General features: G+C 34.2%; 14 protein-coding genes and 1 pseudogene. 13 read left to right on the top strand and 2 right to left on the bottom strand.

Features of this window, described 5'->3' with window-relative positions:
* Positions 1-54 precede the first annotated feature (54 nt).
* The 6 genes from MHB58_RS11350 (at position 55) to MHB58_RS11325 (ending at position 7,796) form a co-directional block, all read left to right on the top strand.
* Positions 55-1,212 carry an S-layer homology domain-containing protein gene (locus MHB58_RS11350; protein WP_340735240.1) on the top strand — a complete coding sequence of 386 codons (1,158 nt, stop codon included), beginning with the start codon at positions 55-57 and terminating at the stop codon, positions 1,210-1,212.
* Positions 1,213-1,227: 15 nt separating this feature from the next.
* Complete coding sequence (locus tag MHB58_RS11345; protein WP_340735239.1) at positions 1,228-5,178, top strand: DUF5704 domain-containing protein; 3,951 nt, start codon at positions 1,228-1,230, stop codon at positions 5,176-5,178.
* A gap of 231 nt (positions 5,179-5,409) precedes the next feature.
* On the top strand, positions 5,410-5,583 hold the full coding sequence (locus tag MHB58_RS11340) for a hypothetical protein (protein WP_340735238.1): 174 nt from the start codon (positions 5,410-5,412) through the stop codon (positions 5,581-5,583).
* Between the two features lie 397 nt (positions 5,584-5,980).
* Positions 5,981-6,307, top strand: a complete 327-nt coding sequence (locus tag MHB58_RS11335) for a helix-turn-helix domain-containing protein (protein WP_157804082.1) — start codon at positions 5,981-5,983, stop codon at positions 6,305-6,307.
* 14 nt (positions 6,308-6,321) lie between these two features.
* Positions 6,322-7,116 carry an ImmA/IrrE family metallo-endopeptidase gene (locus MHB58_RS11330; RefSeq protein WP_340735237.1) on the top strand — a complete coding sequence of 265 codons (795 nt, stop codon included), beginning with the start codon at positions 6,322-6,324 and terminating at the stop codon, positions 7,114-7,116.
* 11 nt (positions 7,117-7,127) lie between these two features.
* Positions 7,128-7,796: a hypothetical protein gene (locus MHB58_RS11325; protein ID WP_340735236.1), complete on the top strand. Its 669-nt coding sequence runs from the start codon at positions 7,128-7,130 to the stop codon at positions 7,794-7,796.
* A 538-nt stretch (positions 7,797-8,334) separates the two neighbouring features.
* Here MHB58_RS11325 and MHB58_RS11320 read toward each other — a convergent pair.
* Positions 8,335-8,730, bottom strand: a complete 396-nt coding sequence (locus tag MHB58_RS11320; RefSeq protein WP_014822441.1) for a hypothetical protein — start codon at positions 8,728-8,730, stop codon at positions 8,335-8,337.
* A gap of 143 nt (positions 8,731-8,873) precedes the next feature.
* Positions 8,874-9,617: a DUF6973 domain-containing protein gene (locus MHB58_RS11315; RefSeq protein ID WP_340735235.1), complete on the bottom strand. Its 744-nt coding sequence runs from the start codon at positions 9,615-9,617 to the stop codon at positions 8,874-8,876.
* A gap of 196 nt (positions 9,618-9,813) precedes the next feature.
* Here MHB58_RS11315 and MHB58_RS11310 point away from each other — a divergent pair, with 196 nt between their 5' ends.
* The 7 genes and pseudogenes from MHB58_RS11310 (at position 9,814) to MHB58_RS11280 (ending at position 15,479) form a co-directional block, all read left to right on the top strand.
* On the top strand, positions 9,814-10,671 hold the full coding sequence (locus tag MHB58_RS11310; RefSeq protein WP_014822439.1) for a helix-turn-helix domain-containing protein: 858 nt from the start codon (positions 9,814-9,816) through the stop codon (positions 10,669-10,671).
* Between the two features lie 833 nt (positions 10,672-11,504).
* Positions 11,505-12,065, top strand: coding sequence for a helix-turn-helix domain-containing protein (locus MHB58_RS11305; protein WP_014823247.1), 561 nt, complete (start codon positions 11,505-11,507; stop codon positions 12,063-12,065).
* Positions 12,026-12,892: pseudogene (locus MHB58_RS11300) on the top strand (IS3 family transposase); the annotation flags it as partial. The gene MHB58_RS11305 and the pseudogene MHB58_RS11300, both read left to right, overlap by 40 nt.
* A 361-nt stretch (positions 12,893-13,253) precedes the next feature.
* Positions 13,254-13,742, top strand: coding sequence for a restriction endonuclease (locus MHB58_RS11295; RefSeq protein ID WP_340735234.1), 489 nt, complete (start codon positions 13,254-13,256; stop codon positions 13,740-13,742).
* A 75-nt stretch (positions 13,743-13,817) separates the two neighbouring features.
* Positions 13,818-14,513 carry a thermonuclease family protein gene (locus MHB58_RS11290; RefSeq protein ID WP_340735233.1) on the top strand — a complete coding sequence of 232 codons (696 nt, stop codon included), beginning with the start codon at positions 13,818-13,820 and terminating at the stop codon, positions 14,511-14,513.
* Entirely contained in the window at positions 14,503-14,748 is a 246-nt protein-coding gene (locus MHB58_RS11285; protein WP_340735232.1) for a hypothetical protein, read from the top strand. The genes MHB58_RS11290 and MHB58_RS11285 overlap by 11 nt, the downstream gene beginning before the upstream one ends.
* Positions 14,749-15,020: 272 nt before the next feature.
* Positions 15,021-15,479, top strand: a complete 459-nt coding sequence (locus tag MHB58_RS11280; protein ID WP_340735231.1) for a hypothetical protein — start codon at positions 15,021-15,023, stop codon at positions 15,477-15,479.
* Positions 15,480-15,520 lie beyond the last annotated feature (41 nt).

Here is a 15,520-nt window from a genome sequence, read left to right as displayed (position 1 = left end):
TAGTCAAAGGAGGTAAAATTATGTAAAGGAAAGAAAGTATTAGGGGGAATATTTATGAAAATAAAATCATTATTAATCGCTACAATTTGTGCTTCAGTCGTAACACCGGCAATTGTAGTGCCAATGACTGTAGATGCAAGCTCATTGTTTAAAGACGTTACGCCAAAACATTCATATTTTGAGGCAATTCATAAAATGCGTGATTTGGGGATTATTAATGGCTATCCAGACGGCACATTTAAACCGAATGAAACAATTTCGCGGAAACATGTAGCAGCATTATTGAACCGCGCTCATAAGTTACCTCAAACAGTGAATGTGAGTACGCTCAAAGATGTATCAACAAAGCATGCAAACTACCATGATATTTTAGCAGTACAACGAGCAGGGATCTTTGAATTAGACCGTAACGGAAACTTCTCACCAAATAAGGAAGTGACACGCGCGGAAATGGCAAAAGCATTAGTAATAGCATTTAATTTAAAAGGCTCAACGGATGCGAAATTTTCAGATATGCCAGCTAATCATTCTTCTTATAACTATGTATCGACATTATTTGCGAATGATATTACAACAGGTGATAACGGAAAGTTTTTACCGAACAATACCTTAACACGCGCACATTATGCTGTATTCATGTATCGTGCAATGGGATTAGAAAGAACAGGAAATAAAGAGGTAGATGCAAATAACCTTACAATTGAAACGTTACCTGCATATATCAAACAAAACCCTCAATTATTCTCGAAGGAAGTTAGAACGAACAAAGGATTATTTACACGTGGTGATGTGGGATTGTTTAAAAAGCTTATTACCACTGACAAACAAGTGATTGAGAAGTTGGGAATGAAAGTTACGGTTGTAGGTGGAGCTTTAGGTTTTGAGGAACCAAATTACAAAGGAAACCCACGTCCGGGCTACAATACAGTTGAGCAAGTAAATATGGCGCGTTCGAAAGATGGAGAATATGATATTACTTTTGACTTTCGTAGCGATAAAATGAAAACGGTTATTCCAGAGCTGGTGGAGTATATTACAGACGGCTATGATGTGACAAAAGAAGTTATAGAAATGATTGAGGAAGCTCGTTTAGTTGAAAAAGGAAAGGGTTCATCTGACTACTTTATAGTTGAAAATGAAAAATATACAGTCAAATTCCTTAATACCAACTCGGTTAAAGCTGTTTCATCAATTATTATTACACCAAAATAAGAAAGTAGTTGAATTATGAGAAAACATCAATTTAGATTATTGGTGGGATTCCTTGTCATACTATTTTCATTTACTTTAGCAATAGATACAAAAGCCCAAATTCCTTATTTTAATTATGATTCAAACAATGCTGTAGAATTTGTTAATTTACCTGGAGGACCTTTATTTATTCGTGCTGACGAATCTGCCGAGGTATACCCATTATTAGGTGAATATCGATACCCGACAATATATAATGGACGATTTGCAAATGCGGCACTAAACAGTTCCTTAAACTCGACGTTCTATGTACCTATGTCTGAAAAGACAGGGGCATATCCAAGTGACGGAACAACAAATGCTAACTCCGGTCAACCTTACTATCATATGGTTGATTTAGGTACAAGAAGTGTCGCACGTAATATTATAGAACCATCCTATATTAACGAAGGGGTATTAAATGATATTTATAACGGGAATGGAGAATGGGCGTTAAATCGAATCCCACTCCATCAAGACCCAATTACAGGGAATAAATATTACTGGATTCAAGATATTGCGTATTATACTGGCGGTATTGCAGATAATGCGGAGAATAATTCCTTGTTCAATAGTACCAACCCTACATGGTTACGTTTTGCTCGTACAAGTTGGCCTGATATTAAAACATTTAGGCATAACGGAGAATCCAATATAGTCGAACTCAATCAAGAACTGAAATTTTATCTAGACGGTTGGGAATATGTATCGCAAAACAGAACAAAAGTGGATTATAAAATTTCGGTAACATTTGACGGCGCACCATCTGTTCCAGCAACAGTAGTTGGAGAACCACAGTTAATTGAAGATCATGAAAATTGGAGTGGAGATATAGGAGATCCGATTCCACTTGTTCCACAAACAGCACCTAGCGTTATACCTACTTCTCCATATGAAAAGGGGGAATCCGTTTATGAATTTACAGATACGGTTTATTCCAATAAGGCTGCACTAAATCGAAACTATGAAAATTTAACAGCCACATTTTCATTTAATGAAGAATACCGAAACCCCGATAAATTATCGGAATATGAAGTAGGATACTATCGAAAGACGGATACAGGCAGTTTCATTCCGAAAGCATGTGGAACATACACAATTGAAGTATTGGTTGAAGATGACGTTAACCGTTATGCGACGGAAACAATTACAGTCGATATTCCTTGCTGTGTTGATTATGATGGTAATGCTGTTCCTTGTGACGAAGAAAAAAAATGTGAAGGTGAAGAGTGTATTACTAAAATACCAACCCCTTCAGAATTTGGCTCATGTAGTATTGATATTCAAGTAAATAAAGGTACAACAATGGAAAGTAATCCTGACGAAATGCTTGCGAATCCCGAAGGTGAAATTACCGAAGATGACGAAACAAGCTCGTCAATATTTGATGTACTCGCGTATGGAATCCCTACCGATGAAATGCTAAAGTTGTTCGCTAAAACCGAACGCTATTTATCAGATTTTATCTATCAGAAAATGGAAGGGCTAATCACCTATAAAATTAATGTGGAAAAGACTTACACAATGTCCTGGTCAGAACCTTACCAATGTGGAGATGAAGATAATCCAGATACATGTTACACACCGCATTCTGATTCAGAATCAGTAGAGGAAGATTTTGAAGAAGAGCATCCATTTTCATATTGGCAAATAGGAAAATTAGCGATTTATGAATTTAAAGATTTTACTTTTGAAAACTATGCAATACCGAATGGCAAAGTTGTGGTCGATAATAACCGTCACTTTGTAATTGTGGAAGCGAAACATTCAACTGAACTGTTCGATCATTTATTCCCGAAAAACTGTGATAACATTACGCTGTCTTCAGAACACTTAGATGGTGGGCATAGTAGGCCAAGCGTTCCAATGTCCGCGTTCTTATCAGAAGCAAAAGCAGCTGTAGAAGAGGGACAGCCTGGGCGTATACCCGATGTAAAAAATGATTTAATTAATATGACAATCAGTTCAAAAGACCGGAATGGCGTTGAAATTATCAATGAAACATCTACTTACATGGATGATACAGTAACAGCTTCACATGGTTCTACACCAGTTCCGATTCCGAAATCTGATCAGGTTGATTTAGAAATGCGTAATCAACATATTGAAAAAACAAAGGTAAATAAATGGCAAACAGAAAGTAAATTGACTGCTAAATATATACCGCACATTCAAATTAATACCCCGATTCGTCCAAAAATCGAGGTCAGTGTTAATTCGAATGAAAATCCAGACAAGATTAATAAAGTAACGGTTCATACACCAGTGGTCATGTATGGTCAATCATCCGATGATAAAGCACATGATCAACGGACTAACCCACCAAAAAGAGCGGATTTACAGTATTCAAACAACGCTGTAAGTGTGCAATCAGCAAATGCTGATAGTGAAAGACATGCATATATTTTAGAGCGCCCCTTCACTGTAGTATTACCGACTGCAGGGCAGCATGTTAATCAAAGTGGATACGGCGTTCGTGATTACTCAAAGTATTACAAAGCTAAGCAAGTAAAATTCCCATTTGATGTGTATACGGAAAATAAAGAAATGTTCTTCCCGAAAGAAACATGGATTAACATTCCTGTAGAACAAGAAACGGCTAACTTCTTTATGCCGGTATGGGTGCCGGAAGGAAAATATACGATTGAATATCGTGGTATAGCAATTAATGCACCTGAAGAACATGTCACTGGTAATGCACCTAAAGAAAGTGAAGCAAACTTAAACGAAACATTCCGTACTGAAAATCAAATGATGGATCACCACATTGCTTTTGACACGATTGAAGTGGACGTTGTTGGTCGCTTATATGACTTACGCATTACGGATATACTTGATTATGAATGGCAAGATGTTTTCCGTTCTAATGATGGATTATTAACTCATACAGGTAGAAATTACTGGGTAGGAACGAATAAGATTGACGGTCAACCGCGCGGCAATACGTTACCAATGATGTTACCAATCAAGAATGGTAGTCATGCACTTGCTTACCCTAATGAAAAACTAAACGTCGCAATCAAAACAGGATACCAATTCCGTTATGATTTTAAAACAAAGGGGGACATGTTTAATCATCAAGATGCTATTCGTATAACACCTTCATTCTACTTTGTAGAAAAGAAAACAGGTAATCGTGAAGAAGTAGACTTGTATTATCACAATGATAAAGATTATTTCGTTAAAATTGGCTCGGATGCTGATATGCTCTATCGGGAAATCGAATTAAATGATATATTGCGCGGTGTTCCGGAAAAAGACCTGAATGCAAATGCCGATTATATTTATCGCCATATTGATTCATATACAGGGGATTACCGTGAAGCATATGAAGAAGTAGGTGGAATTAAAGAATCCTTCTTTAGACGTTATCACACAGATCTTTCAAAACGTCCAGTGGCAACAGGTTCTTATGGTTTCCAAATTCTAAATCAATCGCTTAATACATTTATTGGTCCCGAAGAAACGAATGTACCTACTTGTAATGGAGATTCAAACTGTACAATGGTTCCAGCAGAGGATATCGTAGCACGGGAACAACACTGGTATGGTGAATATAGTTTACCTGCAGAAGTGTACGCAGTTGAAAAGAAAGCACCTGTTTTTGACGAGGATGGTCAAGAAATTCCGCAAGTGGATACAATCGCCGGATTTGGGCGAGAGCATCGCTTAAATAAAAACTCTTTATTATTCAAGAAAGACGGTTACATTGTTGTAAACTTCAACATTGAAACACTTGTAAACGGCAATACTGAAATGTCACATTTAACTTACCACACATCACCTATTGAAAATGCACCATTAAACAATCAATGGAAGATGGAAGGCTTTGCATATGAGGTTGTAGATGGTTATGGGGTCACTCATAAAATGAAAGATGGCGATATGGTTTATTACCATGCGGATCGTTCATCATTTGAGGATTTCAATTCAAATGTAACCCACTAAGCGAAAAAGGAACGGCTATCAGTCTTGTTAAGTTACAAAAAAGATATACACTAGACAAAAAAGTCGTACATTGAACCATATGATGTACACTGAAAAAACCCAAATGTATAACCAATTTTACATAGGAGTTAGGGCTTAATACGAAGTGATATTGTAATTTAAAGGAAATTAGAATTTGTATGATAAAATATATTTATCGTTTGTGATGTACGAGAGGGGGGATGTATAAAAGTGAGAACTTGGGTTTCTTTAGTCTTATCTGCTTTAGCTATGTGGATTTCATTCGGTGAGTTTCTAAGAAGAGATATTTTGATTTCTAAATCATTTGCACTTCTCTTCTTTCTTGTTGCGTTATACATCTTTGTTGCATCAGTAATTGGTATGTTTAAAAAAAAAGTAGAGTAAACTCTACAAAACTAATGATTAATCAGAGATATAATATATTTTATTTTTGTATCCATCAGCAAACAGGTGCGTTAGTAAAAAAGATAGTAAACTATATGAAAAACGCTCAGAATTAAACAACTGAGCGTTTTTGCTTGCCATTTTCACTGCGGATTTGCTGTTGAAACGCATTCTAATTGGGTTGTTATTAGCATTGTTTTTAGGGCTTTTCTCCTCATCAAACGAACCCGTTATTATTGAATAACATTCTTTTAAGTTAATAAGCGAATATACGGGATAAAAAAAATTGAACTCATTAAAATTAATGCATTGGTTCATTAATTTAATTTCGTACAATAATTCAATTGTAATTAACATTTTGTACGTTTTATGTTATAATAGTATTGAGGTGAAGGATATGGATTACAAACATACAGCAATGACCATTAATCAATGGATGCAAGAAAACAACGTATCTAAGACAAAAATGGCTGAATTAGTTGGTGTTAGTGAAGGATTATTGCGTGCAATTTTAAAAGGTGATCGCCGTATTACATCAGAACGATTAACAAAATTCGCAGAAGTAATGAATATTCCACGTGCTACACTTTTAGGTTTATCAGACAGTGAATTATTCGCTGGATATAGCGTCATTCCACGTGGTGGGACGGATCTTTCTGTAACTAACAAGCATCAAATTCAACAGGTAGCAATGCTTTTAAACGCATACGAAACCTTCAAGTAAGTGGAGGTTATTTAATGGATCAATTATTACAAAAAGTTGAACGGTTAGCTAAAGACTATTATTTAAAGTATATTTCTGAAGAAACATCATTAATTATTGCTGATATATTGGAAGATATTGTGATACAGCAAGGGATAGAAGTAATCAATCTAAAATTACCTAAGCTTGACGAGGAAAGTCGTTTGTTAAATGGCATGTTTCTAAAGCATATCAATCCAAAGGTTCAACCTAAAATTGTTATTAATCAGCTAGATAACGCAAGAACTCAAAACTTCACTTTGGCTCATGAATGGTTCCATTATATTTTAGAATCCGAAGATTTAAAGAAATATGATATTCGAATTGAATCAAATGAAGTATTAGAACGAGCCGGTGATTATTTTGCTGCAACCATTTTGATGAATAAGGATGCATTCAATCTTTATTTTGAAATTATTAAAAGTCAAGTAATTGAAAAGAAAATCTTTAAATTAGCAGATATTTTTAAAGTACCATATTTGAGTGTTGTTCGACGTATTAAAGAATTAGGTCTTTGGGACATTTCAGCTTATGAAGAAATGACAGAGGAACAATTAATGAATTTACGTGTAAGTGTAATGGGTGATTCTTTATTGGATATGCCACCTAAACGTAAGGAATTTGAGCAATTTCAAGAAAAATTAATTACTCGTGAGGCAGAAGGTACATTATCGAGCCAAGAAGTAGCGAAGATATTAGCCAATATAAATCCAGATTTAGCTGAAGAATATTACGAAAAATCATTAGAAAATCAGGATATTAACGCACTTTGGGATGAATTAGAGGATTAGATGGAGGGGATTTGAAGAAGGAAGAAACACTACCAATCTCCTCTTCTTGTTTTGTTGATGCCAATATTATTTTCTATATAGACAAGCTTAAAGATAAAGCTGGATTTATCAATGTTTTGGAGCAAGTATATGAATCTGTTTATATCCATGAAGAAGTTTATAAGGAATTAAGCAGTTCTAGTCAAAAGTTTGTAGATAATAAATGTCAGGAACAAAAATGGATACTTCTAAATCCATTGCAGGAGTTTAAAACTACTTATTCAGACTATCAATTAATGCTTACTAAAATACAAGAAAAGCTTATTGAGGTGGACAAGCGTAGAGGAAAAGAAGGCAGTGTGGGTACAGGGGAAATCGCATCACTTGCAGCTGCATATATGTTGAATGCGGAGATTATTTGTAGTAATGATTACTCTTTAGAAGATGTAATTGTGGAAGTACCATTACATATTTTTATTAACGGAAACGAGGAAAGTGAGCCAGTCTATATAAAGCATCATCGATTACTTGATTTTTGTGAGCTGGTTGTTTTTGGTAAGATTATAAAAAGAAGTGAAGTAAGAAAGTTTTATCAGATTGCACATATAGAGCTTAAAAAGGAAAAACCCGAGGTATATAAGTTGATTTTAGCTGAGTTTGATGAAAGAATACCTGCTAAAATAACTCTAAAGAATTTCTAATGCTATTATAAAACTTGATAGTATAGATGGATATTAGGTCTATTCGATTTTTTATTATGTATTATACTCTATGTAGATATCGTTCCTAACGGTAAAGATTTAGATAGACTTGAAATTTTCCTTTATAAAATGTTAGGTGATTAAAACCATCCAGTCTTTAACTTCTATTTACGTAAATTAGTAAGTGAAGTAGGGGAAGATTATGACTTCATTATCTGCGATACACCTCCAACTCAGAGAAAGTGAACGTTATTCAATTATAGGGCGCGATTCTTCAATAAGAAGATCGCGTTTTTCCCTTATAGGGCCATATTGTAGAGCAACATTTTTTCTTGGGGGAGTCTTAGAGAAGATACAAATTTATACAAATATCTTATCAAACATAACAAAAAACCTTAATAATATTTCTTATTAGAGAATTCACTCTATACTTACACTATACCAAAAAAGGAAGTGTAAACTTGAATCGCAAACAAGTCTACCTTCCTTTATGGGTATGATTTTAAACCAAAATTGAACCAAAACAATAACAAAATATTTATTCTTTTTTCTTTAAAATAATACTTTCAGTTTGGTCATTCCAGTCAATTGTAACTTCTATTTGATCGTCTTTAGTGGTTGACGCACTATTAGAAGCTAAATTTGCATTAGTATAAGTACCGTCTTCTTTTAATGAAACATCATTTGCTCCAAAACTCTGATTGTTGCTATTATTTTCAACTAAGTAATTAAATTTACTAATAGTTCCTGCTCCGTCACCATTGTATTTTAAGATAATTTCATTTTTCTCGGACCCGTCTATAATTTCAGTAATTATTTCAGCTGTCCAGTTATCACTAGAGCCATAGAAGTTAAGATTCTCTTCATCCGATTGACATCCAGCTAATAGTAGAATTCCAGCTAAAATCGGTAAAATTACAAAAATCTTTTTCAAATAATCATCCCCTGTTCATTATTTAGCACTCCATTTTAAATCATAACGTATCCGTATAATTAAAGTTTCATATATAAAGAATAAATCAACAGGTCTAGTATTTAACTAGACCTGTTGATTGGTTTAAAATAAAGCGGATGAAATCACTTTACGAGAATTTTTGCTTCACCATTTTTAATTTTTTCATCAACTCTATCAGCTAATGTTGTATCAAATGGTAATAAATCATACCAATAAAAACAATCTCTACCCATCTGGTTATTATGTAGATCCATATTTTTATGTTGTACTCCATTAAATCCATTCCATACTTCTTTTTTAAGTACTGCATCAGTTACACCATGATCTTCATGAGCAGTAGCGAATTGTTCTGCTAAGTATTTCCCAATGTCCTTTGACATAATTGCATTCCAAAGAGCATGTCTGAAAGCATTACCTTTATCGCCATCTTTCCACTTCGGATAACGCTCACTTGTAAGCTTATCTGTTTTAGATTGAGCAGCTTTGACAAGCAAAGCATCAGCTGGGAATAAAACAACTAGCTTTTTTTCAGCAGCAGTTAAATTAGTCCATGTTTTCCCGGCAGATTCGAAGCTTAAAGCGCTAATGTCAGAGAAATCACTCTGAACAAGTCCAATAATTTCTTCTGTAGAAATTAAGGGGTTTTCATCTTTAATTTTAATAATTAATAGGGATAAATCAATGTCCTCTTGAGTAAGAAAATCTTGATTTTCTTCAATAATCGTATAAATATCTTTCCCTTGTAGTTGTTCTAAGCCAGGGTTTTCGATAGGAATTTTATCTTCTTTTCCTGCTGCTAATGAAGTTTGTGCACCGATCGATAAAGCAAGAGTTAACGCTAAAGCCGTACTTGTAATTTTTTTCATAAAATCCATCTCCTTTTTGTGGTAAGAGCAATATATATTAACACTAGTATTAAAATGTTACCCACCTGAAATCAACCATATATCTAATAATGCAGTGAAAATATCCATTATGAATTTCCCCTCCTTATGCTCTTATGATAAATGGAAATCATGATATAATTACAATTTATAATAAATATTATAAATGGAGGATAAAATGTCGAATTATGGTATAACGATAAAGTCTATTAGGAAAAATAAAGGATATACTCAAAAGGAAGTTGCGGCAAACCTTTTTACACAAGCAACTTATTCAAATTTTGAAGCCGCTAAAACTGATATTCTTTCATTTAGCTTTATGCACCTCCTGTCCCAGCTCCAAATATCAAGTGAAGAACTTAGATTTATTCATAATGGTTACCAATACGATGATGAAATAGAAATTGCAGAAAGGTTCTTCAATTTACCTTATAATGACAGAGAGGGAATTTTGGGGATTTTAAAGTTAATTGAGGATTATTATCTTAAAGGGAACTCAAACATCATTTTGAATGAATTGAAGATTATTTGTGAAGCCTTATTAATTGTCGAAAGTTCCGGGGATTTATTAGTTGCAAGGGAAAAAGTGAATAAAGTATGGGAACGTATTTCACGTTTTGACCAATGGTATTTAGTAGATATAAGAATAATGAATGTAGTTTTATATTTTTTTGATTGTGATGTGGTTATTTATATTACAGATAAGCTAGTAGAAAGGCTGAAGGTTTATCAAGGGTTTGAGGATGCTAAAAGATTAAAAAAGACTCTTACAATTAATTTATCATTAATACTTATTAAAAATGGATTGATTACAGAAGCTCTGAATAGATTGGAAGATTTTTTACGGACACATTTAAGTGATTTGTCCTATAAAGCATTAGCAGTTTGCTTTAATCGAATAGCGATATGTTACTCACATATCTCCAAGGAGAAAGAAAAAGAATACATAAAAAAAATTCACTCGCTACTGGAAATATATGAAGATGAATCATTTAAAGAAATACTTCTACTTGAATATAATAAATACTGTTTTTAATAAACAAAAGGAAGTACTGCACCTGGTAAATGTGAGTACTTCCTTTTTAATCCTTAATCAAAATAAAACTTTTTTATTGTTTTATTTTGTTTTCTTCAATACAGTAATTTTCAGGATTTACCTTAAATTTTCGAACTTCATATATGTAATTTAGCAACATGTAATAGAGTTCTCGTGTGTCTACGAACATGCTTAACTGATTGCTGGAATCTGGATCACACTCGAAATACGTGTCAAATACCTCTGTATAATTGCACCGTATATCTAACCCACTGTATTTCCCCTCAATAAATTCGCGGTTACTCCTGCAAGCTAACACATCCTCAAACACTTTATTTATTTGCCCAATTATATCGGTATTTATTCTGTCAGCAAATGCGTTGACAACAAAATTATATAGAGCGATACACTTATTTTCATCTAAAAAATCAACGACTAAATATTTTTTCGAACGAGGTTGTATTACTTTATATTTGTAAAGATAATATTCCAAATTAATCAGCCTTCCCTTAATGCTTACTAGCTGCTTTCGAACCATCCTTAATTGCAAGTGACAAAAAGATCGGCTGTAGCAAATTGAATGTTAATAGTTGTACTAAAATATTTATAAGACTGTTTTGCTTGTTAAGATTAAATTCATTTCTATACTTATTACCTCCCGTTCTTTTTTGTTGTTTTTCTCGTCTCAATTTTCTTGATGGTAGTTTTTAAATGGAAATAATATTTCACTAAAGGGGCTTTAGTAATCACTATTTTGTTATTCCACAATCGGGCGCTTTTCGGTACTGCACCCCAAAAGTTAGAGTAAAAACTAACTTTTGGGGTGATTTTTTATGACGAAATATAATGAAGAATTTAAATTGATGGTGGTTCAAGAATATTTAAGTGGCTCACTGGGATATAGAGCGATAGCTAAAAAATATGGTGTCGGTGCTACTCCGTTAAGGAAATGGGTACGTGCTTATAAAGAGTTTGGATGTAGTGGCCTATCTGTTAAGAAAACGAAGCAGTTTTATTCTGTTCAATTTAAATTAGATGTATTAAGCTATATGAAACGAACAGGTGCTTCCCATCAAGATACTGCGATTCACTTTAACTTGAATGATCCAACTTTAGTTGCTAGTTGGTATCATCGGTTTTTAAAAGAAGGGATAGAGGGCCTGCAAAGAAAACCAAAGGGGCGCCCATCCATGTCTAAGAAACAAATATCAACAGTGAATAACCAAGAAAAAACAATGTCACGTGAGGAGCAGCTAGAACGAGAAAATGAACTGCTTCGTTTAGAGGTAGCGTATTTAAAAAAGTTGAAGGCTTTTCGGGAGAATCCAGATGCCTTCCTCGAAAAGCCCAAGCAGCCATCGCCTTCGAACTTAAACAAGAAGGATTTCGATTAAAAGATATTTTAATACAAGTCGATATTCCTGAAGCAACGTATCATTATCATATCAAACTGATGAGGCAAGAAGATCCAGATTTAGAGTGGAAAGCCTTGATTTTAAAGACTTTTGAACAGCATAAGGGGCGATATGGCTACCGCCGAATTCATGCGGAATTAAGAGTGCAAGGACATACAATCAATCATAAAAAGGTACAACGAATTATGAAAAACCTAGGGTTAAAATGTGTGAAATTCGTACGTAAATCACGCTATAAATCATACAAAGGAACAGTTGGTAAAGTCGCTAAAAACCTTTTGAATCGTAGATTCAGAACGTCATATGCCCTTCAAAAATTGGTGACTGACGTAACTGAATTTAAATGTACAGATGATGAAAAATTATATTTAAGTCCGATCATGGATTTATATAATGGTGAGATTATTGGGTTTAGTATGTCAAAACGGCCGAGCCTAGATTTTGTGTTAGATTCACTTAGACAAGCACTTCCAATTATTCAAAAGCGTGCAGTATATAGGACAACAATTCATTCCGATCAAGGATGGCATTATCAACATAATACATGGGTGAGAACATTAAGGCAGAACAGGATTTTTCAAAGTATGTCTCGGAAAGCAACATGCGCAGACAACGCGGCCATGGAGAACTTCTTTAGCTTACTAAAACAGGAAATGTATTATGGAGAACAAATCATCTCTTATGAAGCATTACAGAAGAAAATAAATGAGTATATCAATTATTATAATAATGTTCGTATTAAACAAAAACTGGCCGGCATGAGTCCGGTAAATTACCGAAAACATGCCAGCCAATTAGCTGCATAATAAAAACTCTAACTTTAAGGGGTCACTACCTTCTTGAATAAGAAAAGTGCTTTATTCAATTAAACGTACGTTCTCTTGGGAGCTTCTCTGATTTTATTCAAGCAGATTCGCCGGGGTGAAATACTGGCCATAACGGAGTGCAAAGCTGTTGTCTCTTTTTTGGAGGAGTATATAAATGGGGGTAGTTGCCAAGTCGTTCCTTTTTTGATTGCAAAATTAGTAATTTATGCTTAAAATAGAAGTAGATAGTAACATTATATTTTTACACACACGGAAGCACCGTAAGGACGTACTTGGTACGTTTACTTATGGTGCTTTTTTTATTTTTTTGTGAAAAAGAAAAATCAAAGGAGAAAAAGTCATGGAGAATATTTTATTAGTGCTTGGTGGATTACTCATTGTGGGGGCTATTATTACTGGATTACAGTTTTTTCAAAGGAGATATTTATTAAATTCAGTACAACTCAAACAAATTGATCAAATGAAAGGAAATGAGTTTGAGGAATATTTAACCGTACTATTTCAAGAGTTAGGTTATGCTGCTAAAAAAACGAAACATTCCGGAGACTTTGGGGTAGACGTTCTTTTAAAGAAAGAGGGGCGTACCATTGCTATTCAAGCAAAGCGATACCGTCAAAAGGTAAGTTTACAGGCAGTACAAGAGGTTGTAGCCGGCAAGTATTATTATAAGGCCGATGATGCTTGGGTGGTGACAAATTCCTTGTTTACGGATGCTGCACGTGAGCTTGCGATTCCGAACAAAGTTCAATTAATTGGACGTTACGAGCTAATAGAGTTAATAAAACAAGCGAAAAAAAATGAGAAAAAGTCCCCTGTACCTAATCAATAGGCCCATCGTTTTTTGAGAAATTATTAAAAACTTTTTATTATAAGGATACAATCCATAGGAAGGGGACTTAATAATTTGAAATTACGAATCTTAATCTTACTACTCTCAGCAACACTCTTAACAGCATGTGAAGGCGTAGAATATGGTCCTAACAATAGCTACGATCAACAGGAGTTTGCCTATGATGCTGAAACGTTGGTGGATACTGCGCTTGAATTAGCTACATCTTCCATTTCAAAGGAAAAAGGCGCGGAAGTTTTATTGGATTATGCTTGTGAGCAATCTGAATTACTTTGCCTACAAGATACATCCACTCTAACAGATCTTATACCGGTAGATAGCGAGATAGAATATCTATCGAATTATGATGCTGATACAGTAAAGTTCAAAATTTATGATAAAGAGACCGGTACTGAATCAATTGCAACTGTAAGGGTTTTGCTAATAGATGGGACCGAAATTAAGGGAGAAGACGGAAGACCTGAGCCTCTAGCTAAAGAAGGTCAGCAGGAAGCTGAGCGCATTTTAAAAGCGGCAAAATCCATTAGGTTAGAATACGACCAGGGAGATACAAAGGATCGTTATAACCGCCATCTTATGCATATTTTCTTAGATGATAAAAACTTTCAAGAAATGATGTTGAAAACAGGTTTAGTAAAAATTGCATATGTATTTGAACCCAATACTACCTACCTTAATCAGCTGAAGAAAGCCGAAAAATTCGCAAAGAAAAATAAATTAGGGTTATGGAGTGATAAGTATGTCCAGTAATAACAATTACCGCAATGTATTGGAATTTTGCCAATTGAATTCATCACGCTGGAATTTACCAAAACGCATAGAAATAGAAGGTTTTTATTATATCAAACAGATTGAAGAGGGGTCACTTATTCAATACTACTGTGAGCAAGAAAGACATTACATTGACTTAGAATATAACAGTTACGGGAACTGTACGCATTACAAGTCATACTACTTCATTCCTCAAGAGGAAAAGATTGTTTGAAGTCTTTGAATATCGGATTTTGTATACGCTGTCGTTCCAATACGCGATATATAATCATCATCTCAACTTATAATGACAGTATCCGCTTAAAGTTGAATCAACTTATGGAAATAGAATTCCACTATCCTTCTTATGCAGCCCGATGCACTAAGTGTAAAAGCATACTAAGTTACTCACACCTGGAAGTAATGAATAAACAAATAAAATTGGAGACTTTGATGAATGCAGTAAAAAATAAATTAGAAATCACATGACAAAGGGGCCTCGAAGTATTGGAATCTAAATACAAAATCTTATTTAAAACGGCTCTTTTAAGTATAGTTACCGCTGGGAGCTTTCTAGTTATAATTACTATTTTAAAAGAAGCTTCAAAATCTTACCCATCTTTATACATCTTTATAACATTCGGTTTAGCGCTAGGCTTCATTTTAGCGGCAATAAGAGTTATTTATAATGTTTACCTGGTAAGTGTATCTAAACGCTATTTATTAGGTTATGAGACATCTTTAGAATCAATCCAGATATTTAGTTTAGCCCATCTTTTAGCGGTCATTGTTTTGCTGTTACCGTTTATGATTTTTTTTAGTAACGAAATTGTGACAACGACTTTTACTATCAGTCACATCAGCTTTTTATTTATTTACTTTTCTATTCAAGATTGGATTACAAGAATTCAAGATTACCGATTTAGAAAGGTTTATTTACCGTATGTTGCCAAGTACAGTGAGTAACTAGCCAATACTCTTATCATCAATAAAAGCGAGGTAATACA

The sequence above is a fragment of the Solibacillus sp. FSL K6-1554 genome (assembly GCF_038005185.1).
Classification (GTDB): domain Bacteria; phylum Bacillota; class Bacilli; order Bacillales_A; family Planococcaceae; genus Solibacillus; species Solibacillus silvestris.
This window is presented reverse-complemented; position numbering and strand designations above follow the sequence as displayed.